This window comes from Streptomyces sp. NPDC104831 (assembly GCF_055583025.1).
In genome coordinates, this window is sequence record NZ_JBVJOT010000075.1 from 6,514 (window position 1) to 31,805 (window position 25,292).

18 protein-coding genes, 2 tRNA genes and 1 pseudogene are annotated in these 25,292 nt (G+C 71.6%); 2 read left to right on the forward strand and 19 right to left on the reverse strand.

The features are described from left to right. From ACZ63H_RS34185 to ACZ63H_RS34250, 14 genes and pseudogenes are all read right to left on the reverse strand, one after another. Positions 1-1,062 (reverse strand): annotated as a pseudogene (locus tag ACZ63H_RS34185) (Rne/Rng family ribonuclease); the annotation flags it as partial. A 262-nt stretch (positions 1,063-1,324) separates the two neighbouring features. Continuing rightward, positions 1,325-2,101 (reverse strand): TIGR03936 family radical SAM-associated protein, encoded by a 777-nt coding sequence (locus tag ACZ63H_RS34190; protein WP_469871836.1) that lies wholly within the window; start codon positions 2,099-2,101, stop codon positions 1,325-1,327. A 48-nt stretch (positions 2,102-2,149) separates the two neighbouring features. Continuing rightward, entirely contained in the window at positions 2,150-3,262 is a 1,113-nt protein-coding gene (locus tag ACZ63H_RS34195) for a hypothetical protein (RefSeq protein WP_469871838.1), read from the reverse strand. Positions 3,263-3,396: 134 nt separating this feature from the next. Next, a complete protein-coding gene (locus ACZ63H_RS34200) occupies positions 3,397-5,358 on the reverse strand; it encodes a TIGR03960 family B12-binding radical SAM protein (protein ID WP_469871840.1) in 1,962 nt (653 codons plus the stop codon). Positions 5,359-5,428: 70 nt separating this feature from the next. Further along, entirely contained in the window at positions 5,429-6,928 is a 1,500-nt protein-coding gene (locus ACZ63H_RS34205) for a CYTH and CHAD domain-containing protein (protein WP_469871842.1), read from the reverse strand. Between the two features lie 59 nt (positions 6,929-6,987). Continuing rightward, a complete protein-coding gene (gene rodA / locus ACZ63H_RS34210) occupies positions 6,988-8,184 on the reverse strand; it encodes a rod shape-determining protein RodA (RefSeq protein WP_469871844.1) in 1,197 nt (398 codons plus the stop codon). Further along, positions 8,181-10,436, reverse strand: coding sequence for a penicillin-binding protein 2 (gene mrdA, locus ACZ63H_RS34215; RefSeq protein ID WP_469871846.1), 2,256 nt, complete (start codon positions 10,434-10,436; stop codon positions 8,181-8,183). Before mrdA ends, rodA begins: the two co-directional genes overlap by 4 nt. A gap of 203 nt (positions 10,437-10,639) precedes the next feature. Then, a complete protein-coding gene (gene mreD, locus ACZ63H_RS34220) occupies positions 10,640-11,317 on the reverse strand; it encodes a rod shape-determining protein MreD (protein ID WP_469871848.1) in 678 nt (225 codons plus the stop codon). Between the two features lie 12 nt (positions 11,318-11,329). Next, positions 11,330-12,304, reverse strand: a complete 975-nt coding sequence (mreC, locus tag ACZ63H_RS34225; RefSeq protein WP_469871850.1) for a rod shape-determining protein MreC — start codon at positions 12,302-12,304, stop codon at positions 11,330-11,332. Positions 12,305-12,470: 166 nt separating this feature from the next. Further along, positions 12,471-13,490 carry a rod shape-determining protein gene (locus ACZ63H_RS34230; RefSeq protein ID WP_031158632.1) on the reverse strand — a complete coding sequence of 340 codons (1,020 nt, stop codon included), beginning with the start codon at positions 13,488-13,490 and terminating at the stop codon, positions 12,471-12,473. A gap of 286 nt (positions 13,491-13,776) precedes the next feature. After that, positions 13,777-14,190 carry a nucleoside-diphosphate kinase gene (ndk, locus tag ACZ63H_RS34235; protein ID WP_189995379.1) on the reverse strand — a complete coding sequence of 138 codons (414 nt, stop codon included), beginning with the start codon at positions 14,188-14,190 and terminating at the stop codon, positions 13,777-13,779. A 65-nt stretch (positions 14,191-14,255) separates the two neighbouring features. Then, a complete protein-coding gene (locus ACZ63H_RS34240; protein WP_469871852.1) occupies positions 14,256-14,618 on the reverse strand; it encodes a DUF4233 domain-containing protein in 363 nt (120 codons plus the stop codon). A gap of 5 nt (positions 14,619-14,623) precedes the next feature. Then, on the reverse strand, positions 14,624-16,135 hold the full coding sequence (folC, locus tag ACZ63H_RS34245; RefSeq protein WP_469871854.1) for a bifunctional tetrahydrofolate synthase/dihydrofolate synthase: 1,512 nt from the start codon (positions 16,133-16,135) through the stop codon (positions 14,624-14,626). 114 nt (positions 16,136-16,249) lie between these two features. Next, complete coding sequence (locus ACZ63H_RS34250; protein WP_469871856.1) at positions 16,250-18,874, reverse strand: valine--tRNA ligase; 2,625 nt, start codon at positions 18,872-18,874, stop codon at positions 16,250-16,252. 137 nt (positions 18,875-19,011) lie between these two features. Between ACZ63H_RS34250 and ACZ63H_RS34255 the strand changes: the two genes are divergently transcribed. Continuing rightward, positions 19,012-19,986, forward strand: coding sequence for a hypothetical protein (locus tag ACZ63H_RS34255; RefSeq protein WP_469871858.1), 975 nt, complete (start codon positions 19,012-19,014; stop codon positions 19,984-19,986). Positions 19,987-20,062: 76 nt separating this feature from the next. On the opposite strand, the gene clpX is transcribed toward ACZ63H_RS34255, so the two are convergent. The 5 genes from clpX to ACZ63H_RS34280 all read right to left on the reverse strand — a co-directional run bounded on the left by clpX (position 20,063) and on the right by ACZ63H_RS34280 (position 24,859). Next, a complete protein-coding gene (clpX, locus tag ACZ63H_RS34260) occupies positions 20,063-21,349 on the reverse strand; it encodes an ATP-dependent Clp protease ATP-binding subunit ClpX (protein ID WP_318203555.1) in 1,287 nt (428 codons plus the stop codon). 170 nt (positions 21,350-21,519) lie between these two features. Beyond that, positions 21,520-22,185 carry an ATP-dependent Clp protease proteolytic subunit gene (locus ACZ63H_RS34265; protein ID WP_030608200.1) on the reverse strand — a complete coding sequence of 222 codons (666 nt, stop codon included), beginning with the start codon at positions 22,183-22,185 and terminating at the stop codon, positions 21,520-21,522. Positions 22,186-22,254: 69 nt separating this feature from the next. Next, on the reverse strand, positions 22,255-22,860 hold the full coding sequence (locus ACZ63H_RS34270; RefSeq protein ID WP_051009690.1) for an ATP-dependent Clp protease proteolytic subunit: 606 nt from the start codon (positions 22,858-22,860) through the stop codon (positions 22,255-22,257). Positions 22,861-23,230: 370 nt separating this feature from the next. Continuing rightward, positions 23,231-24,604: a trigger factor gene (gene tig, locus ACZ63H_RS34275; RefSeq protein WP_469871861.1), complete on the reverse strand. Its 1,374-nt coding sequence runs from the start codon at positions 24,602-24,604 to the stop codon at positions 23,231-23,233. A 178-nt stretch (positions 24,605-24,782) separates the two neighbouring features. Beyond that, a tRNA-Pro gene (locus ACZ63H_RS34280) sits at positions 24,783-24,859 on the reverse strand. A gap of 237 nt (positions 24,860-25,096) precedes the next feature. On the opposite strand from ACZ63H_RS34280, the gene ACZ63H_RS34285 reads away from it, so the two are divergent. After that, a tRNA-Gly gene (locus ACZ63H_RS34285) sits at positions 25,097-25,170 on the forward strand. The last annotated feature ends 122 nt before the right edge of the window (positions 25,171-25,292 follow it).

The window sequence follows — 25,292 nt, forward strand, 5'->3', positions numbered from 1 at the left end:
ACCAGCGGGCGCCGACACACGACGCGTCGCCCGACGACGCGGACGCGCGGAAGCAACCTCAGCCGCCTCCTCGACAGCCGGCTCCTGCACAGCCGGGACCGCGGGCTCACTCACCTCGGCAGCCGACACCTCCTCGACACCCTGCGGCGCACCAGCGGGCGCCGACACACGACGCGTCGCCCGACGACGCGGACGCGCGGAAGCAACCTCAGCCGCCTCCTCGACAGCCGGCTCCTGCACAGCCGGAGCCGCGGACTCACTCACCTCGGCAGCCGACACCTCCTCGACACCCTGCGGCGCACCGGCGGGCGCCGACACACGACGCGTCGCCCGACGACGCGGACGCGCGGAAGCAACCTCAGCCGCCTCCTCGACGACCGGCTCCTCGGCCGCTTCCGTCCCGGCGGCGGCCGGGGCGACGGTCTCGGCGGCCTCGGCGGGGACCGGCGTGGCGGCGTCGGCCGACGCGCGGCGCGTGGCCCGGCGGCGCGGGCGCGCGGCGGGAGCGTCCTCGGCGGGCGTCCGGGCCGTGGCGGCCCCAGTCTCGGCGGGCGCCTCGGCGGCCGGAGCGGTGTCGGTGTGCTCCGTGGTGGCGGGCGGCGTGGCCACGCTGCGCGTGGCCCGGCGCCGGGTGCGGCGCGGCGCGGCCTCCTCGCCGACGACGACGGCACCGGCCTCGGCGACGGCGGGGGCCGGCTCGGCGGTGGACGCGGCCGGGACGACGGTCTCGGCCGCCTCCGCGGCCTCGGCGGTCGCCGGTGTACCGGCGGGCGCCGACGCGCGGCGCGTGGCCCGGCGGCGCGGACGCGCGGCGGCGGGCTCCGCGGCCTCCGCCGCCTCTTCGGTCACCGTCTCTTCGGCACCGGTCGCCTCAAGGGCCTCGGCGACCTCGTCCGTCTCCGCGGCCGGTATGGCCGGCACGGTGACCTCCGCGGGCGCCTCGGCCGCCGCGGCGGGCGGGCCCGCCGGGCGGGAGGCGGCACGGCGACGCCTGCGCGGGGGCAGGGTGTCGCTGGGGGTGTTCAGTTCGGAACCCTCTTGGGGTTCGTTCGGTCCGAGCATGCGGGCGAATCTCCCGTCAGGCTCCCGGGCGCCGCACCTGGTCCGGCGCCGGCCTCTGGGGACCGTCCGCCGTTGACGTCCGCGGCCCGCGTCATACGCGGTGGCCGCCGTCCGGGGCGCGGGCGCCGCACGGGAGCACTCTGTGTCCTGTCTCGCCGGTTCCGTACGCCTTGTCGGTACGGCCTGGCGAAAGTCTTCTGGTCGGTGCGCTGCCCGACCCAGGTGGCTCCCGAGTCCGAGGGCGGCGCTACGACGTCCGTCCCTACGCGGGACCTTCCGGCATCGGCGCCGTCGCGGCGGCGGCCGGCTGGGCCGTCAGGGCCCCGGCAGCCTCGCGGTCGGGCGCGAGCGGGTCGGTCACCGTGCCGGTCTCTTCATCGAACAGCCCCTGCGCCAGCCTGGTCACCGCTGCGGGGACCGGCGGCGCCAGGTCGGCCACGGCGCGGAGACCGGACAGGACGTCGTCGGGTCGTACGGCAGGCGTCACGTGCCGAACAACCAGCCGCAGTATCGCACAGGGCCGGTCGCTCGGCCTATCAGCCGGAGCGCCGTGCGTTTCCAGGCTCACCACCGCGGGGCGGGCGTCGAAGGTCCGGACGCCGTTCTTGGTCATCCGCTGGACCTCGACGGCGCCGGCCCGGGTGAAGGCCGCCACCGCGCGCTCGGCCTCGGCGGGCTCGACGCCGTCCAGCCGCAGCTCCCATACGGAGGCCGTCAGCCGGTCGGCGAGGCCGGAGGTCCGTGCCTCGACCGCGTCGACGATGTCGAGCCCGGTGGGCAGCGACTCGTCGAGGAGGGCGCGCAGGGTCTCCGGGTCGCGCGGTGCGGTGAGCGCGATCTCCAGGTACTCCGCCTCACTGCCCGTGCCGGTGGGTGCGGCATTGGCGTACGACACCTTGGGGTGCGGTGTGAACCCCGCCGAGTACGCCATGGGCACCTCGGCGCGGCGCAGCGCCCGCTCGAAGGCGCGCTGGAAGTCTCGGTGGCTGGTGAACCTCAGGCGGCCGCGCTTGGTGTAGCGCAGGCGAATGCGCTGCACCGCGGGTGCGGGCGGCGGGCCTTCGGGCTGTCGCTTGCCCAGTGTCGCTCAGTCCTTCGTGAGTGCGGTCGTGCTCCTACCAAGAGTACGTGTGTCGCGGCCCACGGGTTCCCGCCGGTCCGCATCGACCGGTTGCCCGGGAGTGCCGAACAGCATGCGCCGGAATTCGGCGCGCGCCTGGCGCACGGTGTCGCGGGCCGTGGTCAGCGCCTCGCGGGCGAGGCGGCCCGCCGCGCGTACGCCCGCGGCGACGGGGCGCAGGACGGCGTCCCGTACGGCGTGCCCGAGGGGGGTGAGGACGGTGCGGTACGCCCAGCGCACCGGCTCCACGAGGATCCACCGCAGGAGGGTGCCGAGGGCGCGGCCGACGGCGCGGGAGATCCGCCCGGCGATCCGCCAGGCGTGCCCGAGGGCGCCCAGGACCTCGCGGGCGACGAGGGCGAGGAACCGGCCGACGGGGGCGAGGACCCAGCGCCACAGGGCGAGCGCGGGCAGCACGACCAGCACGCGGGCGGTCCAGTACAGGGCCAGGCCGACCGCGGTGACCAGCAGTCCCAGCAGCCATCCGACGCCTCGTGCGCACCAGGCGACGGCCCGGCCGACGGGGGCGAGGACCCAGGTGTACAGCCCTCGGGCGGGGACGCCGACCAGGTACCGCACCAGCCAGGCGGCGGCCGTCCGGACGCCGGTCCCGAGCGCGGCCAGTACGGCGCCGACGCCCTTCAGCAGCCGGGCCAGCGCGCGCCCGACGGGGGCCAGCACGCGCGCGTACACCCACGCGAGCCCGACGCCGGCCCCGCGCGCCAGCCAGGCGAGGGCGCGCCCGGCGGGGGCGAGGACGTACCGGTGGAACCACACGGCCGGTACGACGACGAGGACCCTGGCGAGCCAGGCGAGCGCCCTGGCGACGGGGATCACGAGATGGCGCCACAGGGCCACGAACGGCCGGACGAACAGGGCCGTGCCGGTCCAGGCGAGGGCCCGGCCGAGCGGCCTGAGCACGGCGTCCCGCAGCAGCCGCCCGGCGGCTACGAGCACGTCCCACGCCATCCGCACCGGGACGACCAGCACCAGGACGACGATCCGCACGGGCAGGCGGACGGCGACGACGAGGCATCCTTCGCCCTGGTGGCGCGGCTCCGGCGGCTTCTGGAGATCCATGCCCGGAAAGACGCGCGGACCGGCCGTTCGGATGCGACTTTGGCATGTTCATCATGCACAGCGCCGGGCGGAGGACGCCGCTGAGCCCCCTCGCGACCGGGCGAGGGGGCTCAGGGGACGCGGGGCGGGCGGCCTCAGTGCGTGTGGCCGCTCGCGGCCGGCGCCGGGCCGGCGTTCTTCACCGTCAGGGGCAGCAGCTTCTTGCCCGTGGGGCCGATCTGGATGTGGGTGTCCATCTGGGGGCAGACACCGCAGTCGAAGCACGGCGTCCAGCGGCAGTCCTCGACCTCGGTCTCGTCGAGGGCGTCCTGCCAGTCCTCCCAGAGCCAGTCCTTGTCCAGACCGGAGTCGAGGTGGTCCCAGGGCAGGACCTCCTCGTAGGTGCGCTCCCGGGTGGTGTACCAGTCGACGTCCACGCCGAAGGGGGCGAGCGCCTTGTCGGCGCAGGCCATCCAGCGGTCGTAGGAGAAGTGCTCGCGCCAGCCGTCGAACCGGCCGCCGTCGTCGTACACCGCGCGGATCACCGCGCCGATGCGGCGGTCGCCGCGGGAGAGCAGGCCCTCCACGATGCCGGGCTTGCCGTCGTGGTAGCGGAAGCCGATCGAGCGGCCGTACTTCTTGTCGCCGCGGATCTTGTCGCGCAGCTTCGCCAGGCGGGCGTCCGTCTCCTCGGCCGACAGCTGCGGCGCCCACTGGAACGGGGTGTGGGGCTTGGGCACGAAGCCGCCGATGGAGACCGTGCAGCGGATGTCGTTGGAGCCGGAGACCTCGCGGCCCTTCTGGATCACCCGCGTGGCCATGTCGGCGATCTGCAGGACGTCGTCGTCGGTCTCGGTCGGCAGGCCGCACATGAAGTACAGCTTCACCTGGCGCCAGCCGTTGCCGTACGCCGTCGCGACCGTGCGGATCAGGTCGTCCTCCGAGACCATCTTGTTGATGACCTTGCGGATGCGTTCCGAGCCGCCCTCGGGGGCGAAGGTGAGACCGGACCTGCGGCCGTTGCGGGTCAGCTCGTTGGCCAGGTCGATGTTGAAGGCGTCCACGCGGGTGGAGGGCAGGGAGAGGCCGATCTTGTCGTCCTCGTAGCGGTCCGCGAGGCCCTTGGCGACGTCGCCGATCTCGCTGTGGTCGGCGGAGGACAGGGACAGCAGGCCCACCTCCTCGAAACCGGTCGCCTTCAGGCCCTTGTCGACCATCTCGCCGATGCCCGTGATGGAACGCTCACGGACCGGGCGGGTGATCATGCCGGCCTGGCAGAAGCGGCAGCCGCGGGTGCACCCGCGGAAGATCTCCACCGACATCCGCTCGTGGACGGTCTCGGCGAGCGGTACCAGGGGCTGCTTCGGGTACGGCCACTCGTCCAGGTCCATGACGGTGTGCTTGGACACGCGCCACGGCACGCCGGAGCGGTTGGGCACCACGCGGGCGATCCGGCCGTCGGGCAGGTACTCGACGTCGTAGAACGCCGGGACGTACACCCCGCCCGTCCGCGCGAGCCGGAAGAGCACCTCCTCGCGGCCGCCGGGGCGGCCCTCCGCCTTCCACTCGCGGATGATCCGGGTCATGTCGAGGACGGCCTGCTCGCCGTCGCCGATCACGGCCGCGTCGATGAAGTCGGCGATCGGCTCCGGGTTGAAGGCCGCGTGACCGCCGGCCAGGACGATCGGGTCCTCGTCGGTGCGGTTCCGGGACTCGAGCGGGATGCCCGCCAGGTCCAGCGCGGCGAGCATGTTCGTGTAGCCCAGCTCCGTGGAGAAGCTGAGCCCGAACACGTCGAAGGCCTTCACCGGGCGGTGGCCGTCCACCGTGAACTGGGGGACGCCGTGCTCGCGCATCAGCGCCTCCAGGTCCGGCCAGACGCTGTAGGTGCGCTCGGCGAGGACGCCCTCCTGCTCGTTGAGGACCTCGTAGAGGATCATGACGCCCTGGTTGGGCAGACCCACCTCGTACGCGTCCGGGTACATGAGCGCCCAGCGGACATCGCACTCGTCCCACGGCTTGACCGTGGAGTTGAGCTCTCCGCCGACGTACTGGATCGGCTTCTGCACGTGCGGGAGCAGAGCTTCGAGCTGCGGGAAAACCGACTCGACAGGCATCTCGCGAACCTTCATGAGCTGACAGGGGGGACCATCAAGCGTAACCCGCCCGGCGGGCCGCCCCGAACGCTCAGCCGGAGAGCGCGCCGCCGGCCGCCTTCCAGCGCCCGGGCAGCTGTGCCTCCAGCACGGCCGCGCGGCTCTCCTCCCTGCCGTACAGCAGCCCGTAGGTGAAGGCGCTCTCCCCCGCCGCGTGGGCCACCGCGGCCAGCTCGCGCAGGACGCGCCGGGCCATGACGCTGTCCTGGTGGTCGCCGAGCAGGGTGGTCAGGCCCTTCATGGCCTTGGTGAGGGCGCGGGCGCGGCCGCCCAGGGCCCCGGTGGCGGCCTCGGCCGCGTACCGGGTGCGCTTGGCCTTCTTGCGGGCCTCGTGCAGGGCGCGGTCGCGCTCCTGTCCCGGCGGCAGCGCGAGCGCGTGCTCCATCAGGGCCGTGAGCCTGCGCTCGTCCTTGCGTACGGCCTTGCCGAGCGCCTTACCGGGTTTCCGGCCGGCCGCCCTGCGCAGCGGGGGCTCGGCGAGCAGTGCGTCCAGGGCGTCGAGCAGGGCCAGATAGCGGTGGGAGTCCAGGACGCCGGTCAGATGGGCGTGGGCGCCGCGGCGGGCCCCGGCCCAGGCGGTGAGCCGTTCCGGGACGGGACCGGTGACCAGGTCGGGCGGCAGCGCGTCGAGGGCGCTCGTCAGCCGGTCGGCCAGCACCTCCTGGTCGCGGTCGACGCCCAGTTCGCCCGCGAGCCACTTCAGCTCGGCGCCGACGGGGCCGGTGACGGCGCGGTCGAGGACGGCGGTGAAGGTGCGCAGGGTGCTGCGGGCGCGGCGGGTGGCGACCCGCATCCGGTGCACCGAGTCGGGGATGCCGCGGCGCACGGCGGGGTCGAGCGCGACCAGCGCGTCCCGCTGGGCGCGCAGGTAGGCGAGGACGTGGTCGCCGGCCGTCTCGGGCGCGGCGGGGGCGGCCGGCTTGCCGGTGTGGTCCGGCGCGGTCTCCGCCAGGGCGCGGGCCAGCTTGGAGGGGGCGGCGGAGGGCCGCACGCCGGCCGCGCGCAGCCGCTTGTCCAGCCGGTCCAGGAGGGCCGGGTCGCCGTCGTCGGCGAGTTCCACCTCGATCTCGGTCCACCGGGCGGTGCCGCCCGGGCCGGTGAGCCGCTCGGCGGTCACGGTGTCGACGCTGGCCTCGGCCAGCAGGGCGCCCCGCGCGTCGAGCAGGTGCCGCACGTCCCGGGCCGAGCGCAGCCGGACCAGCGGGACCAGCGCGCGGTCCCGGACCCGGGAGCGGACGAGGGCGGCGATCTCCTCGGGCACGGTGTCGCCGAGCGGGGCCCGGATCTCGTCGCGGACGCCGGGGGCCACGGGGAACTTCAGGTGCCAGCCGGCGTCCGAGCCCCCGGTGCGGCGGCGCAGGGTGAGCGAGGCCGCGGACAGGCGTTCGTCGGGGGTGTCGTAGTACGTGGCGTCCAGCTCGACCAGGCCCCGGTCGAGGACGGAGGCCACCGGGCCGACCCCGGTCAGGTCGGGCAGCCCGCTGCCGTCGGATTCGTACTTGCGCTCGATCTCGCGTTTCGCGTCCGCCATGCCCCGAATCTAACGGCGGCGGCGCCGATGCGTCAGGGGGCGCCGCCGCTGCCGGGGCCCTACGCCGACATCGGCCGCTGCACCTTGATCGACTGGAGCAGCCCCACGGCCACCCACACGGCGAACATCGACGAGCCGCCGTACGACACGAACGGCAGGGGCAGCCCGGTGACCGGCATGATGCCGAGGGTCATGCCGATGTTCTCGAAGGACTGGAAGGCGAACCAGGCGACGATCCCGGCGGCCACGATCGTCCCGTACAGCTCGGTCGAGTCGCGCGCTATCCGGCAGGCGCGCCACAGCAGCAGGCCGAGCAGGAAGATGATGAAGCCGGCGCCGACGAAGCCCAGCTCCTCCCCCGCGACCGTGAACACGAAGTCCGTCTGCTGCTCGGGCACGAACTGGCCGGTGGTCTGCGAGCCGTGGAAGAGCCCGGCGCCCGTCAGGCCGCCGGAACCGATGGCGATGCGGGCCTGGTTGGTGTTGTAGCCGACGCCCGAGGGGTCCAGGTCCGGGTTGGCGAAGGCGGCGAACCGGTTGATCTGGTACTCGTCCAGGATGTGCAGCTGCCAGATCGCGACGCAGCCGACCACCCCGGCGGTGAGCAGCCCGAACACCCAGCGGTTGGAGGACCCGGAGGCGAGCAGCACGCCCAGGATGATCGCCACCATGGCCAGCACCGAGCCGAGGTCGGGCATGAGCAGCAGGATCATGATCGGCACGGCGGCCAGGCACAGCGACTGGAAGACCGTGCGGTGGTCGGGGAACGGCTTGTCCCCCGCGTCCACCCGGGCCGACAGCAGCATGGCCATGCCGAGGATGATCGAGATCTTGAGGAACTCGGCCGGCTGGAGCGAGAAACCGCCGATGACGAGCCAGTTGCGCTGGCCGTTGATGGTCGCCCCGAGGGGGGTGAGGACGACCAGGGCGAGGAGCACCGACAGGCCGTAGAGGATCGGCACGACGTTGCGCAGGGCGCGGTGGCCGAGCCAGACCGTGGCGATCATCAGCGCGACCCCGATGCCCAGGTTCATCAGGTGCCGCAGCAGGAAGAAGTACGGGTCGCCCTGGTTCAGCTCGGTGCGGTTGCGGGTCGCCGAGTAGACCAGCAGCGAGCCCAGCAGGGACAGCGCGGCGGCCGCGAGCAGGATCGGCCAGTCCAGCCGGCGGGTGAGCGAGTCGCGGGCGAAGAGCCTGGTCCAGCCGGCCCGCTCGGGGCCGTACCCGGAGACGGAGAAGCTGTTCGTGCCGGTCATGAGGGCATCCTCCGGCGTCCCCGGGCCCGCTGCCCGCGGCGCCTGCGGGTGTCGCGGTTGCCGGTCGTGGGCGACGGGGTGGTGCCCGCGGGCTGCTGCCCGTCGCCGTTGGTGGGGTTGTCCTTCTGCGCGGTCTCGGCGTCCTTGGCCGGGTCGCCGGTGACCTTCGGGGCGGCGATGGTGCCGTCCGTGCGGACCTTGGGCAGGCTCTTCTGCGGCTCGGGCAGCAGCGCCTTGCCGCTGTCGACGGAGCCGTCGCCCTGGACGCCGTAGAGCGCGCTGTAGATGTTGCGCACGGCCTCACCGGAGGCGCCGGAACCCGTACCGGCCTGGGCGATCGTCATGATCACCGTGTAGTCCTTCGAGTACGTGGCCAGCCAGGAGGTGGTCTGCTTGCCGTAGACCTCCGCCGTGCCGGTCTTGGCGTGCAGCGGGATCTTGTCCTGGGGCCAGCCGCCGAACTTCCAGGCCGCCGTACCCCGGGTGATGACGCCCGCGAAGGCGTCGTCCATGCCCTTGAGGGTGGCCTGGCTGACGGGGAGCTTCCCGCGCTTCTTCGGCTTGATCTCCCGCACGGTCCTGCCGTCGGGGCTGATGATCGCCTTGCCGATGGTCGGCTGGTACATCGTGCCGCCGTTGGCGACGGCGCCGTAGATCACGGCCTCCTGGATCGGGGTGACGAGCGTGTCGCCCTGGCCGATGGAGTAGTTGATCGAGTCGCCCTCGCGCATCTTGTTGCCTTCGAGGCAGTTCTCATAGGCGATCTTCTCGACGTAGGAGCCGTCCTTCTTGCCGGACTTGCACCAGGCGTCCTTGTTGGCCTTCCAGTACGCCTCCTTCCACCGGCGGTCGGGGACGCGGCCGGTGACCTCGTTGGGCAGGTCGATGCCCGTCTCCTTGCCGAGGCCGAACTGGTGGGCGGCCTTGTAGAAGTAGTCCTTCGGCCGGCCCTTGGGGTTGCTGCCGCCGTCCCTCTTCCACTCCTTGTCGGACAGGTAGTAGAAGACGGTGTCGCAGGAGACCTCCAGGGCGCGGCCCAGGGAGATGGGGCCGAAGTTCTCGCCCTCGAAGTTCTTGAAGACCTGGCTGCCCACCGAGTAGGAGCTGGTGCACGGGTAGCGCCCGTCGAAGGCGTAGCCGGCCTCCACGGCGGCGGCCGTGGAGACCACCTTGAAGGTCGAACCGGGTGCGGCCTGGCCCTGTATGGCCCTGTTCAGCAGCGGGTAGTCCGAGTCCTTGCCGGTGAGGGCCTTGTAGTCCTTGGCGGAGATGCCGCCGACCCAGACGTTCGGGTCGTAGGTCGGGGCGGAGGCCATCGCGACGATCCGGCCGGTCTTGGCCTCCATCACGACCACGGCGCCGGAGTCGGCCTTGTAGTTGGTGCCGGTGATCTTGTCGTACTGCTGGCGGGCGGCCTTCATCGCCTTGTCCAGCTCGTACTCGGCGACCCGCTGGACGCGGCTGTCGATGCTGGTGACCAGGTTCGCCCCGGGCTCGGCCGCGTCCGACTCGGCCTTGCCGATGACCCGGCCGAGGTTGTCGACCTCGTAGCGGGTCACGCCCGCCTTGCCGCGCAGCACCTTGTCGTACGTCCGCTCCAGGCCGGAGCGGCCGACCATGTCGGAGCGCAGGTACGGCGAGTCGGTGTCCTTGGCCTTCTGGATCTCGTCGTCGGTGACGGGCGAGAGATAGCCGAGCACCTGCGCGGTGTTGGACTTGCCCGGGCCCGGGTAGCGCCGGACGGCCTCGGGCTCGGCGGTGATGCCGGGGAAGTCCTCGGAGCGCTCGCGGATCTGCAGGGCCTGCTTGGGCGTGGCCTCGTCGGTGATGGGGATCGGCTGGTACGGCGAGCCGTTCCAGCAGGGCCGGGGCGTCTTGGCGTCGCACAGCCGGACCTTCAGCATGACCTCCTCGGGGCTCATGCCGAGGACGCCGGCCAGCTTGGTCAGGACGGCCTTGCCGTCGTCCTTCTGCCGGGTCAGGTCGGTGCGGGAGGCGGAGACCACCAGCCGGGTCTCGTTGTCCGCGAGGGGCACCCCGCGGGCGTCCAGGATGTCCCCGCGCACGGCGGGCTGGACCACCTGCTGGACGTGGTTGCCGGACGCCTCCTTCTGGTACTCCGCGCCCTGGCGGATCTGGAGGTACCACAGCCGGCCGCCGAGCGTGCCGAGGAGGGAGAGGACGAGGATCTGGATCACGACGAGCCGGATCTGGACCCGCGGGGTCCGACCGGTCTCGGGAATGTTGGTCACTGCGGCTGTCTCCCCCTCTCAGTGCGCGGACGTCCGCGCCCGGACGTCTGTGCGTGCCATGTGCGTGCGTGCCGTGTGTGTGCGGGGCACCGGGCGGCGGGCCCGCCGCCCCGGTACGCATGATGAACGAGCGGTCCGTGAACGCGCGTTCCAGGAAAGCCGACCCGTTCGAGTGAACCTGCCGGGTGCGAACTCGTCGCCGGTCACAGCCGCTTGACCCCCTTGATGCGGCCGACCCGCGCGGACCGGGAGCGGGCCTTGGCCTTCAGCGCGCCGATACCGCCGCGCTGCCCGCCGACGCGCAGTCCCGTGCCGGAGGAGAGCCAGCCGGCGGAGATGTCCCCGGCGCCCGCGGCGGGGCCGGTCTCACCGAGCGGGTCGTTGTCGGCGCGACGGGCGAGCCACATCACGCCGGGCACCACGAACGGGCCGAGCAGCAGGTCGTACAGGGCGGCCGAGAACAGCAGCCCGGGCAGGCCGACATGGCGGGCGGCGGTGTCGCCGACCAGGGCGCCCACCCCGGCGTAGAGCAGGGTGGAGCCGACGGCGGCGGCGACCACGACGGCCATCGGCCCGGTCGCCGACTTCAGCCGGCCCTTCTCCGGCCGGATCAGCCCGGCGAAGTACCCGGTGACGCACAGCACCAGGGCGTAGCGGCCGGCCGCGTGGTCGGCGGGCGGGGCCAGGTCGGCGAGCAGGCCCGCGCCGAAGCCCACGAGGGCGCCGCCGACATGGCCGTACACCATCGCCAGGCCGAGGACGGTGAGCAGCAGCAGGTCGGGCACCGCGCCCGGCAGGTGCAGCCGGGCCAGGACGCTGACCTGGATCACCAGGGCCACCACGACCAGCGCGCTGGAGAGCAGGATCCGGTTGACACGCATGGGATTCGGCTCCTACTGCTGCTCGTCGCTGGCGGTGTCGGTGCTGTCGGTGCTGTCGGTGTCCGCAGTGGGGGCGCCGGCCGACGGGTTGACGGTGACGGTCACCGTCGGCGTCGGCACCGGCTTCGGCTTGGCCGGGAGCACGGTGTCCCGCGGGTCCTTCCCGGGGCCCTGCACGACCACGCCGACGATGTCGAGCTTGGTGAAGCCGACGTACGGGGTGACGGACAGGGTGCGGGTCAGGCCGCCGCCGGAGGGGTCGACGCGGGAGACCACGCCGACCGGGACGCCGGGCACGAACGGCTTGTCGGACTGCGAGCCGAAGGTGACGAGCCGGTCGCCCTTCTTCACCTCCGCCTTGCCGTTGAGCAGTTCCACGCGCAGCGGCCGGTCGCCCTGGCCGGAGGCGAAGCCGAGTTCGTCGCTGCCCTCCATGCGGGTGCCGACGGTGAAGTCCGGGTCGTTGGCGAGCAGCACGGTGGCCGTGCCGGGACCGACGGTGGTGACCCGGCCGACCAGCCCGTCCCCGTTGAGGACCGTCATGTCCCGCTTGATGCCGTCGTTGGCGCCGACGTCGATGGTGATGGTCCAGGAGAAGCCCTGCGCCGACCCGATGGCGATGACCTCGGCGCCCTTGATGGCGTACTGCCCCTCGCCGGCGATCTTCATCAGCTTGTCGAGCTGCTTGAGGCGGCTGCGGTTGCGGTCGTCGCTGCCGAGCTTGGCCTTGAGGGCCGCGTTCTCCTTCTCCAGCGCGGCGAGCCGGTCGTGCCGGCTGCCCGAGTCGCGGACGGCCGAGACGGCGTCGCCGACCGGGTCGACCGCGCCGGACAGCCCGTCCTCGACCGGGCCGAACACCGCCGCGGCGGCGTGCCGGGCACCGTCGACCGGGGAGTTCCGCCCTCCGCGGATGTCCACCGTGATCAGCGCGAACGCGATGGCGACCAGCAGGACCAGGAGCAGCCGGCTCTCTTTCGTGTCCCTCACGTGCGGCGGCCGTGCCCTTCCTCAAGTAGGAATTCGGCGGGCCCCTGGAAAACGCGAATGGTGCGGCGCAAACCGGCGAGGCCCAATTGGTGGAGCTTATGCCTCTATATCAACGATCCGCCGCACGAGAGGAGAACGTCTCGTACGGCGGAATGGCGGAGTCGCCTCATCTGCGCGGCTGGGCGTCCAGAACCTGCTGCAGCGCCTCGAACTCCTCGACGCACTTGCCGGAACCGAGCGCGACGCTGTCCAGCGGGTCCTCGGCGATGTGGATCGGCATTCCGGTCTCCCGCCGCAGCCGCTCGTCCAGCCCGCGCAGCAGCGCTCCGCCGCCGGTCAGCACGATCCCCCGGTCCATGATGTCGCCGGACAGCTCCGGCGGGCACTTGTCGAGGGTGGTCTTGACCGCGTCCACGATCGCGTTGACCGGCTCCTCGATCGCCTTGCGGACCTCGGCCGCCGAGATGACGACGGTCTTCGGCAGCCCGGACACCAGGTCCCGGCCGCGGACCTCGGTGTGCTCGTCGGCGTCCAGGTCGTACGCCGAACCGATCGTGATCTTGATCTGCTCGGCGGTGCGCTCGCCCAGCAGCAGGCTGTACTCCTTCTTGATGTACTGGATGATCGCGTTGTCCAGCTCGTCCCCGGCGACGCGGATGGACTGGGCGGTGACGATGCCGCCGAGCGAGATGACCGCGACCTCCGTGGTGCCGCCGCCGATGTCCACCACCATGTTGCCCGTGGCCTCGTGCACCGGCAGACCCGAGCCGATGGCGGCGGCCATGGGCTCCTCGATGATGTGCACCTGGCGGGCGCCGGCCTGCGAGGACGCCTCGATGACCGCGCGGCGCTCGACGCCCGTGATGCCCGAGGGCACGCAGACCACGACCCGCGGCCGGGCCAGGTACCGCCGCTTGTGGATCTTCAGGATGAAGTAGCGGAGCATCCGCTCGGTGATCTCGAAGTCGGCGATCACGCCGTCCTTCAGCGGGCGCACGGCCACGATGTTGCCCGGCGTCCGGCCGATCATCTTCTTCGCTTCGGCACCGACCGCGAGGATCCCACCCGTGTTGGTGTTGATCGCCACGACGGACGGTTCGTTCAGTACGATCCCGCGACCCCTGACGTACACCAGCGTGTTGGCGGTCCCGAGGTCGACAGCCATGTCACGGCCGATGAACGACATTGAGTTCCCCATCCGGATTCATCTGGCCTCCCTGCGCTTTTGAAGGCATGTCAGGTCGGCGAGGCGGGTGCTGTGACGTGAAGGCTTCCATCGTAAACGCGCCTGCACGAACACTGCGCGAGGGTCTCCGCCATTGTCACCAGATGGCGTGCCGCCCCGCTTGTGGAGACGGGCGTTCGGGGGCGCGCGTTCCCTCAAATGCGCGGACCGTGCGGCGACGTCCGCGGGAAAGCGCGGTAAAGGCCCGGGACCGGGCCCGGACCTTCTCCGCGGGCCGCCGCCGGCCCTACGCGCGGCCCGGGAAGAAGATCTTCACCTCGCGCTCGGCGGACTCCTCCGAGTCCGAGGCGTGGATCAGGTTCTCGCGGACGATCACGCCGAAGTCACCGCGGATCGAGCCGGGCGCGGCCGCGATCGGGTCGGTCGGGCCCGCCAGCTGACGCACGCCCTCGATCACCCGCTCGCCCTCCACGATCAGCGCGACGACCGGCCCGGAGGACATGAACTCCACCAGCGGCTCGTAGAACGGCTTGCCCACGTGCTCGGCGTAGTGCTGCTCCAGCGTGGCGCGGTCCAGGGTGCGCAGCTCCAGCGCGGTGATCCTCCAGCCGGCCTTGCGCTCGATACGGCCGATGATCTCGCCGGTCAGCCCGCGACGGACGGCGTCGGGCTTGAGGAGGACAAGGGTGCGCTGGCTCACGAGGGGCTCCTTACACGGCTTACGGGTGCGGTGGCACGAGGTTACAGGGCGTGCCGGGGCGCCCGTTACGCAGCGTCAGCCGAGGAGGAGGACGCCTGCGACCGCGCCGCGAAGCCGGCCTTCGCCTCGTCCACCTTTCTCCCGAAGTGCACCGATGCCCACCACAGCGCCGCGAAGACCGCGCCCATGAAGTACATGGCCGGCACGAACACACCGGAGGCGATCAGGGCGATCTGCAGGGCCCAGCCGAGGGCCACCCCGCCGGGCCGGGTCACCATGCCGCACAGCAGCAGGCACAGCACCATGGCGATGCCGCTGACCAGCCATACCGTCGACGTGGCCAGGTCCGGGTCCTTCATGGCGACCAGGCCGGCGAAGCCGATGACGAAGAACTCGCCGATCAGGGTCGACGCACAGAGCGTACGCATCGTTCTCAGCCCTTCCCCAGCAGCAGCCGGGCCTCGCCGACCGTGATGACGGAACCGGTCACCAGCACACCGCCGCCGGCGAACTCGCCCTCCTCCTCGGCCAGCGTGATCGCGGCCTCCAGGGCGTCCGGCAGCCGGGGCTCGACCTGCACCCGCTCGTCGCCGAACACCTCGACGGCGATCGCGGCCAGCTCGTCCGCGTCCATGGCGCGGTGGCTGGAGTTCCGGGTGACGACGATCTCGGCGAAGATCGGCTCGAAGGCCTCCAGCAGCCCCCGCACGTCCTTGTCGCCGCTCGCGCCCACGACGCCGATCAGCCGGGTGAAGTCGAACGCCTCGCGCACCGCCTCCGCGGTGGCCTCGGCGCCCGCCGGGTTGTGCGCGGCGTCCAGCACGACCGTCGGGGAGCGCCGTACGACCTCCAGGCGGCCCGGGGAGGAGACGGCCGCGAACGCCTTGCGGACGGTGTCGATGTCCAGCGGCTCCGCGCGCTGCGCGCCGACGCCGAAGAACGCCTCCACGGCGGCGAGCGCCACGGCCGCGTTGTGCGCCTGGTGGCCGCCGTGCAGCGGCAGGTACACCTCCGGGTACTCGCCGCCGAGGCCGCGCAGGGTGAGCAGCTGCCCGCCGACGGCGACCTGCCGGGCGACGACGCCGAACTCCAGGCCCTCGCGGGCGACGGTGGCGTCCACCTCGACGGCCTTCTTCAGCAGCACCTGCGCCGCGTCCACCGGCTGCTGGGCCAGGATGACGGTCGCGTCCTGCTTGATGATGCCGCTCTTCTCGCCGGCGATCTCCGCGGGCGTCCCGCCGAGCCGGTCGGTGTGGTCCAGGGAGATGGGGGTCACCACGGCCACGTCGCCGTCGATGACGTTCGTGGCGTCCCAGGAGCCGCCCATGCCGACCTCGACCACGGCGACGTCCACCGGGGCGTCCGCGAACGCGGCGTACGCCATGCCGGTGAGGACCTCGAAGAAGGAGAGCCGGTACTCCTGCTGCGCGTCCACCATCTCGACGTACGGCTTGATGTCCTGGTACGTCTCCACGAACCGCTCGGCGGAGACCGGGGCGCCGTCCAGGCTGATCCGCTCGGTGACCGACTGCACGTGCGGGCTGGTGTAGCGGCCGGTGCGCAGTTCGAAGGCGCCGAGCAGGGCCTCGATCATGCGGGCGGTGGAGGTCTTGCCGTTCGTGCCCGTGATGTGGATCGAGGGGTACGAGCGCTGGGGCTCGCCGAGGACGTCCATCAGCGCGGAAATCCTGCTGACCGAGGGCTCCAGCTTGGTCTCGCCCCAGCGGGTGGCCAGCTCCGCCTCGACCTCGCGGAGCGCCTTGTCGACCTCCGGGTCCTCCGGGCGCGCGGGTACGTCGGCCTGGGGCGTGCCGCCCTGGGTACGCAGGGTGCGGCTGCCGGCCTCGATGACCGCGAGGTCGGGGTCGCGGGTGGTCTCGGCCTCGATGATCTCGTCGAAGCTGTCGAGGGGGTCGGGCTGCTCGGTACCGTTCGGGTCGCTCACGGGGCCCAGTCTACGGAGGCGGGCGGACAAAGGGTGCGGTGGCTTCACCGCACCCCTCGCGGGGGGCGCGAAAGCCCCCGGCGCGCACCGGCACCGGGGGCTTTCGCGCGGGTACTACGCCTGCGGCAGCCTCTCCAGCTGCGCGGTGATGCGGGCGATGTCCTCGTCCGCCTTGGCGAGGCGGGTGCGGATCTTGTCCACGACCTGGTCGGGGGCCTTGGCGAGGAAGGCCTCGTTGCCGAGCTTGGCCGTGGCCTGGGCCTTCTCCTTCTCCGCCGCGGCCAGGTCCTTCGCCAGGCGCTTGCGCTCCGCGGCGACGTCGATCGTGCCGGAGAGGTCGAGCGCGACCTGCGCGCCCGCCACCGGCAGGGTCGCCGTGGCCGTGAAGGACTCGCCCTCGGGCTGGAGGCGCAGCAGCTGGCGGATGGCCGCCTCGTGCGGGGCGAGGGCCGTGCCGTCCAGGGTCAGGCGGGCCGGGACCCGCTGGCCGGGCTGCAGGCCCTGGTCGGCGCGGAAGCGGCGGACCTCGGTGATGACCGACTGGAGGGTGGAGATCTCCTGCTCGGCCGCCGCGTCACGGAAGCCGCTGTCGGCCGGCCAGTCGGCGATCACGACCGACTCGCCGCCGGTCAGCGTGGTCCACAGGGTCTCCGTGACGAACGGGACGACCGGGTGGAGCAGCTTGAGGGTGACGTCGAGGACCTCGCCGAGGACCCGCTTGGCGACCTCGGCCGGCTCGCCGCCCGCCTGGAAGACGGTCTTGGACAGCTCGACGTACCAGTCGAAGACCTCGTCCCAGGCGAAGTGGAAGAGGGCGTCGGACAGCTTGGCGAACTGGAAGTCGTCGTAGTACGCGTCGACTTCGGCGACCACCGAGTTCAGGCGGGAGAGGATCCAGCGGTCGGTCGCGGACATCTTCGCCGGGTCCGGCAGCGGGCCCTGGACGGTCGCGCCGTTCATCAGCGCGAAGCGGGTCGCGTTCCAGATCTTGTTGGCGAAGTTGCGGGAGCCCTGGACCCAGTCCTCGCCGATCGGCACGTCGACGCCCGGGTTGGCGCCGCGGGCCAGCGTGAAGCGCAGCGCGTCCGAGCCGTACTTGTCCATCCAGTCCAGCGGGTTGACCGCGTTGCCGAAGGACTTCGACATCTTCTTGCCGAACTGGTCGCGGACCATGCCGTGCAGGGCGATGGTGTGGAACGGCGGGGTGCCGTCCATCGCGTACAGGCCGAACATCATCATCCGGGCGACCCAGAAGAAGAGGATGTCGTAGCCGGTGACCAGGACGGAGTTCGGGTAGAACTTCGCGAGCGACTCGGTGCGCTCGGGCCAGCCGAGGGTGGAGAACGGCCACAGGCCGGAGGAGAACCAGGTGTCGAGGACGTCGGTGTCCTGGTGCCAGCCCTCGCCCGTCGGCGGCTGCTCGTCGGGGCCGACGCAGACGACCTCGCCGTTCGGGCCGTACCAGACCGGGATGCGGTGGCCCCACCACAGCTGGCGCGAGATGCACCAGTCGTGGAGGTTGTCGACCCAGTCGAAGTACCGCTTCTCCATCTCCTGCGGGTGGATCTTGACCTTGCCGTCGCGGACGGCGTCGCCGGCGGCCTTGGCCAGCGGGCCGACCTTGACCCACCACTGCATCGACAGGCGCGGCTCGATGGTGGTCTTGCAGCGCGAGCAGTGGCCGACGGAGTGGACGTAGGGCCGCTTCTCGGCGACGATCCGGCCCTCGGCGCGCAGCGCGGCGACGATCGCGGAGCGGGCCTCCAGGCGGTCCATGCCCTGGAAGGGGCCGTGGACGGTGATGACGGCGTGCTCGTCCATCACGGTGATGGACGGCAGGTCGTGGCGCTGGCCGATCTCGAAGTCGTTCGGGTCGTGGGCCGGGGTGACCTTGACGGCGCCCGTGCCGAACTCGGGGTCGACGTGGGTGTCGGCGACGACCGGGATGGAGCGGTCGGTCAGCGGGAGCCGGATGAGCTTGCCGACGAGGTGCCTGTAGCGCTCGTCGTCGGGGTGGACGGCGACGGCGGTGTCGCCGAGCATCGTCTCGGCGCGGGTGGTGGCGACGACGATGGACTCGTCCCCGTCGCCGTAGCGCATGGAGACCAGCTCGCCGTCGTCGTCCTGGTACTCGACCTCGATGTCCGAGATGGCCGTGAGACAGCGGGGGCACCAGTTGATGATGCGCTCGGCGCGGTAGATCAGCTCGTCGTCGTAGAGCTTCTTGAAGATGGTCTGGACGGCCTGGGACAGGCCCTCGTCCATGGTGAAGCGCTCACGGGACCAGGCGACGCCGTCGCCGAGGCGGCGCATCTGGCCGGAGATCTGGCCGCCGGACTCGCCCTTCCACTGCCAGACGCGCTCCACGAAGGCCTCGCGGCCCAGGTCGTGGCGGGACTTGCCCTCCTTGCCCAGCTCGCGCTCGACGACGTTCTGCGTGGCGATGCCGGCGTGGTCCATGCCGGGCTGCCACAGCGTCTCGTAGCCCTGCATGCGCTTGCGGCGGGTGAGCGCGTCGATCAGCGTGTGCTCGAAGGCGTGCCCGAGGTGCAGGCTGCCCGTGACGTTCGGCGGCGGGATGACGATGGTGTACGGCGGCTTGTCGCTCTTCGCGTCCGCCTCGAAGTAACCCCGCTCCACCCAGCGCTCGTACAACGGCCCCTCTACATCGGCCGGCGCGTACTGGGTCGGCAGTTCGGTGTCGGGCGCGGAGGGCTGCTGCTGAGCGTTGTCGGTCACGGGGGCCAGTTTAGAGGTGTCACGGGGTGGTCCCGAAACGCGTTTGTTCTGTAACGGTGCGGCCCCCGGTGCCGTGCGTTTCCCTGGCCTGGGCCAGGATGTCAGGAACACATAAGCTTCTGGAGGGGAACCCAGGAATGAGCGACAACCAGCCGGGCCCGTACGGCCAGCCGCCCCAGCAGCCGGGTCCGTACGGCCAGCCGGGGCAGCCTGGGCCGTACGGCCAGCCGGGCCCCTACGGCCAGCAGCCGCAGGCTCCCCAGCCCGGCTACGGCTACCCCCAGCAGGCCCCTCCGGCGCCGCAGCCGGGGTACGGCTACCCCCAGCAGGGCGCCCCGCAGGGCACGCCCCCGCAGCCGGGCCCGTACGGCCAGCAGCCCGGCCCCTACGGCCAGCAGCCCTACGGCGTGCCGCCGCAGCCGCCGCAGCCGGCCGGCGGGAAGAAGAAGACCGGTCTGATCGTCGGCGCGGTGGCCGTGGTGGCGGCGCTGGCGGTCGGCGCGTACTTCGTGCTCGGCGGCAGCGGCGGCGGCGACGGCGGTGTGGCGGACGACGGCCCCCACAAGCTGACGACGCCGGCGACGGTGCTGACCGAGTACAAGAAGAAGGACGGCAACGGCGACACGATGACGAAGAAGGATCTGAAGGACGCCGAGAAGTGGGGCGTGCACGATCCGAAGGACGTCAGCGCGCAGTACGAGTCCGGCGACGACGACAACCCGCTGAGCAAGAAGATGCTCCAGTTCGCCGGCGTGTACGGCACGATCGACGACCCCGAGAAGGCCGTCGACGCGATGTTCGCCTACATGAAGACCAAGGCCACGGAGGAGAAGGACAGCGAGGTCACCCTGAACGGCGAGCCGAAGGCGTACACGCCGGCCGGGCTCGACGGCGCGGTCCTCAAGTGCCAGCAGGCCAGCGCCCCCACCGGCGCGGACAGCGGCGGGCCGAAGGACGTCACGATGAGCATCTGCATCTGGGGCGACCACAGCACCCTCGGCCTGGTCATGCCGATGGACATCGCCAACCTCGCGGCGGGCCGGAGCAGCGACCCGGCGACCGACGCGGAGACCGTCGCCAAGTTCCGCGGTGAGGTCCGCGTCAAGGCCTGACGCCCTTTAGCGACGGCGAAGACGGCGAAGGGGCCCCGGTCGGCCGGGGCCCCTTCTTCGCGTCCGTGTCCGGCGCTTACGCCGTCTTCTGCTCCCCCGGGCCCCGGCCGCGGGCGTCGCGCGGGATCAGGGTGGGGTTGACGTTGGAGAGGACCACGTCGGCGGTGATGACCACGCGGGCGACGTCCTTGCGGGACGGGACCTCGTACATCACGCCCTGGAGGACCTCCTCCATGATGGCGCGCAGGCCGCGGGCGCCGGTCTGGCGCAGGATCGCCTGGTCGGCGATGGCCTCCAGCGCCTCGCGCTCGAAGTCCAGCTCCACCCCGTCCAGTTCGAACAGGCGCTGGTACTGCTTGACCAGGGCGTTGCGGGGCTCGACCAGGATCTTCAGCAGCGCCTCGCGGTCCAGGTTGTGCACGGACGTGATCACGGGCAGCCGGCCGATGAACTCGGGGATCATGCCGAACTTGACCAGGTCCTCCGGCATGACGTCCTCGAAGACGTCCTTGGCCTCCAGCTCCCGCTTGGACAGGATCGTGGCGCCGAAGCCGATGCCCTTGGCGCCGGCCCGCGCCTCGATGATCTTCTCCAGGCCCGAGAAGGCACCGCCCACGATGAACAGCACGTTCGTCGTGTCGATCTGGATGAACTCCTGGTGCGGGTGTTTGCGGCCGCCCTGCGGCGGGACCGAGGCCGTCGTCCCTTCCAGGATCTTCAGCAGTGCCTGCTGCACGCCCTCGCCGCTGACGTCCCGGGTGATCGACGGGTTCTCGCTCTTGCGGGCGACCTTGTCGATCTCGTCGATGTAGATGATCCCGGTCTCGGCCTTCTTGACGTCGTAGTCCGCCGCCTGGATCAGCTTCAGCAGGATGTTCTCGACGTCCTCGCCGACGTAGCCCGCCTCGGTCAGCGCGGTGGCGTCGGCGATCGCGAACGGGACGTTCAGCATGCGCGCCAGGGTCTGCGCGAGCAGGGTCTTGCCGGAGCCCGTGGGGCCGAGCAGCAGGATGTTGGACTTCGCCAGCTCGATCGCGTCGTCCCGGCCGCTCGCGCCGCCGTTCTCGCCCGCCTGGACCCGCTTGTAGTGGTTGTACACCGCGACGGAGAGCGCCTTCTTGGCGGCTTCCTGGCCGACCACGTACCCCTCGAGGAACTCGTAGATCTCGCGGGGCTTGGGCAGCTCCTCCCAGCGCACCTCGCTGGTCTCCGCGAGCTCTTCCTCGATGATCTCGTTACAGAGATCGATGCACTCGTCGCAGATGTACACACCGGGCCCTGCGATGAGCTTCTTGACCTGCTTCTGGCTCTTGCCGCAGAACGAGCACTTGAGCAGATCGCCGCCGTCACCGATGCGTGCCACGGTGTGCTTCCCCTTCGCCTGGGAGACGCCTGGACGTCATGAGTCCAGCGGCTCCTGGTGCTGCCTTATGTCCGACGGTACCTTGCCGGGCCCGGTGTTCGGGCCCCCCTTGGCAGGGTTCACTTTGCCGTGCACCGCGCCAAGGGGGGCTCGGGGTGCCGCGTTCCGCGTCAGCGGACGGCGGCGTTGTTCAGCTTGCGGGTGGAGATGATCTGGTCGACGAGGCCGTACTCCAGCGCCTCCTCGGCCGTGAGGATCTTGTCGCGCTCGATGTCCTCGCGGACCTTCTCGAGCGGCCGGTTGGAGTGCTTGGCCAGCATGTTCTCCAGCTGCTCGCGCATCCGGGTGAACTCGTTGGCGATGATCTCCAGGTCGGAGAGCTGACCGCGGCCGGTGGAGCCCGCCGGCTGGTGGATCAGCACGCGGGAGTTCGGCAGCGCCATGCGCTTGCCGGGCGTGCCGGCGGCGAGCAGGATGGCCGCGGCGGAGGCCGCCTGGCCCATGCAGACCGTCTGGATGTCGGGCTTCACGAACTGCATCGTGTCGTAGATCGCCGTCAGCGCGGTCATGTCGCCGCCGGGGCTGTTGATGTAGATCGAGATGTCCCGGTCGGGGTCCATCGACTCCAGGCACAGCAGCTGCGCCATGACGTCGTTGGCGGAGGCGTCGTCGATCTGGACGCCCAGGAAGATCACGCGCTCCTCGAAGAGCTTCGCGTACGGGTCGTACTCGCGGATGCCCTGGGAGGTGCGCTCGACGAAGCGCGGGATGACGTAGCGGCTGTCGGGCCGGGGGCCCTCGTACATGCCGCTGGCGGCGCCGGGGAAGTTGCTCATGGGGTGTTCACCGTCCTGGTGGCGTTCTGGGGGCTTCGGTCTCGGCGGTGCGTGGCGTGGCCGGGCCGGTCAGGCACCGGTGCCGCCGCCGCCCGGAACACCCGAGGCGTGCGTGATGATCTCGTCAATGAGACCGTACTCCTTGGCCTCTTCCGGGGTGAACCAGCGGTCGCGGTCGCCGTCGCGGATGATCGCCTCGACCGTCTGGCCGGAGTGCAGCGCGGTCAGCTCCGACATGCGCTTCTTGGTGCGCATCAGGTACTCGGCCTGGATCTTGATGTCCGAGACCGTGCCGCCGAGGCCGGCGGAGCCCTGGTGCATCATGATGTCCGCGTGCGGCAGGGCGAAACGCTTGCCGGCGGCGCCGCCGGTGAGCAGGAACTGGCCCATCGAGGCCGCCATGCCCATGGCGATGGTGACCACGTCGTTCGGGATGTACTGCATGGTGTCGTAGATCGCCATGCCGGCCGTCACCGAGCCGCCGGGGCTGTTGATGTAGAGGTAGATGTCCTTGTCCGGATCGGCGGCAAGGAGCAGCAGCTGCGCCGTGATCTTGTTGGCGATGTCGTCGTCAACCTGCTGGCCGAGGAAGATGATCCGCTCGTTGAGCAGCCGGTTGTAGACCTGGTCGCCGAGGCCACCACCGATGGAAGGCTCGCCGGCGGCGGAGGGCATCAGATTCGTCACGTATCCACCTGCTCGTCTTACGACGGCGCCGGGCCGTCTCACGTCGTCCTGCCGGAGGCTTGGCGGGGGGTGTCAGGAGACTCCCCTGCCCCCGTATTCATGGACCCTAACGCTCAGGCTCCGTCGGGGAATCCCGGAGATGGGAGTGTTCGCCGGGGGCGTAGCGCGCGGGACTTCGCCGGATGCCGGGCGCGGTGCGCGAAAAGCGGTGCGGCCGCCGGGCCGCGGACGCGTCGCGGCCCGTCGCGCGGTCCCCCGCGCACCCGGGCCCGGCCGCGGCCCCGGGTGCGCGAACGGGCCCCGGGGACAGTCCCCGGGGCCCGTCGTACGCGCCTTACAGGCGCCGCAGGGCTGCCGCTCAGCCCTCGGCGTTCTCCTCGGCGGACTCGGAGGCCCCGGCCGCGGCCTCGGTCTCCTCCTCCTCGTCGTCCAGGTCGACGACCTCGCCGTTGGTGTCCTTCACCGTGGCGGCCTCGACCACGACGGCCAGGGCCTTGCCGCGGGCGACCTCGCCGACGAGGAGCGGAACCTGGCCGCCCTCGACGACCGCCTGGGCGAACTGGTCGGGGGACATGCCGGAGGAGGCGGCACGCCGCATGAGGTGCTCGGTGAGCTCCTCCTGGTTGACGTTGAGCTGCTCCTTCTTGACCAGCTCGTCCAGGACGAACTGGGTCTTGATGCCCTTGACCGCCGCCTCGCGGGTCTCGGTCTCGAACTCCTCGGCGGTCTTGCCCTGGATCTCCAGGTACTTGTCGAGGGTCAGGCCCATCTGGGCGAGCTGGTGGTGCTCCAGGTTGTGCTTGCGGGTGTTGATCTCGTCCTCGAGCAGCTTCTCGGGGACGGGGACCTCCACCAGCTCCAGCAGCTTCTCCAGGACGCGCTCCTGGGCCTGCGTGGCCTGGTCGAACTGCTTCATGTTGGCGAGGCGCTTGCGGCTGTCCGCCCTCAGCTCCTCCAGCGTGTCGAACTCGGAGGCGAGCTGCGCGAACTCGTCGTCCAGCTCGGGCAGTTCACGCTTGGCGACCTGGGTGACCTTGACGGTGACCTCGGCCTCCTTGCCGGCGGCCGAGCCGCCCTTCAGCTCGGAGGTGAAGGTGGCCTCGCCACCGGCCTCCAGGCCCTTCACGGCGTCGTCGATGCCCTCCAGCAGCTCACCGGAGCCGATGGTGTAGGACACGCCGTTGGCGATGCCGTCCTCCAGGACCTCGCCGTCGACCTTGGCCTCCAGGTCGATCGTGACGACGTCGCCGTCCTCGGCCGCGCGCTCGACCGGGGTGGTGGAGGCGAAGCGCTCGCGGAGCTGCTCGACCGACTTCTCGACGTCCTCGTCGGTGACCTCGACGGCGTCGACCTCGACCTCGATACCGGAGTAGTCCGGGATCTCCAGGGCCGGGCGGATGTCGACCTCGGCGGTGAAGTTCAGCGTCTCGCCGTCCTTCAGCTCCGTGATGTCGACATCGGGCTGGCCGAGCGGGTTGAGCTCGGCCTCGTTGACCGCCTCGGTGTAGAACTTCGGCAGCGCGTCGTTGACGGCCTCCTCCAGCACCGCACCGCGGCCGAACCGCTGGTCGATCACGCGGGCGGGGATCTTGCCCTTGCGGAAGCCCTTCACCGTGACCTGCTGGTTGATCTTCTTGTACGCCGCGTCGAGGCTGTCCTTGAGCTCCTCGAAGGGCACCTCGACAGTGAGCCGAACCCGGGTCGGGTTCAGGGTCTCCACGGCGCTCTTCACGGTTCGGTCTCCTTGTGGCTGACTTCTTGGTTTCTGCCGGAGCCAGACAGGTCCGGCGGATTCGCCGCCCGGACGAGTACGTAGGCCGTGGGGGCCAGGACACACGGGCGCGCAGCTTGCATAGTAACCGCAGCCGGTCAGCGCCCCAAAAGGCGATCTTCACGACGTCGTGTGCAGGTGGTCGGGGTGGCGGGATTTGAACCCACGGCCTTCCGCTCCCAAAGCGGACGCGCTACCAAGCTGCGCCACACCCCGTCTGGTGTGCGACACGTAGGGTACATGCCCCGGCCGGTCGCGGCGGCCGGATTACCGGGGGCGACACGCGGGGCGGCGGGCGGGGGGCCGTACGGGTGAGCCGCCCCTCGGCGCGGCCCCGTCCCGCGGGACCGCCGCACCCCGCTCGGCCGTCGTGGTCGAAGTCGTTGGCCTCGGCGGCGGGCGACCCGCTACGATGCCTCCAGTGCCGCGGTCACCGACGTGCGGCGCGGTATTGCGGGCGTAGCTCAATGGTAGAGCCCTAGTCTTCCAAACTAGCTACGCGGGTTCGATTCCCGTCGCCCGCTCCAACCGGTCCGGGGGGGGGGGGGGGGGGGGGGGGGGGGGGGGGGGGGGGGGGGGGGGGGGGGGGGGGGGGGGGGGGGGGGGGGGGGGGGGGGGGGGGAGGGATGGGGAGAGGAGAAGGGAGCGG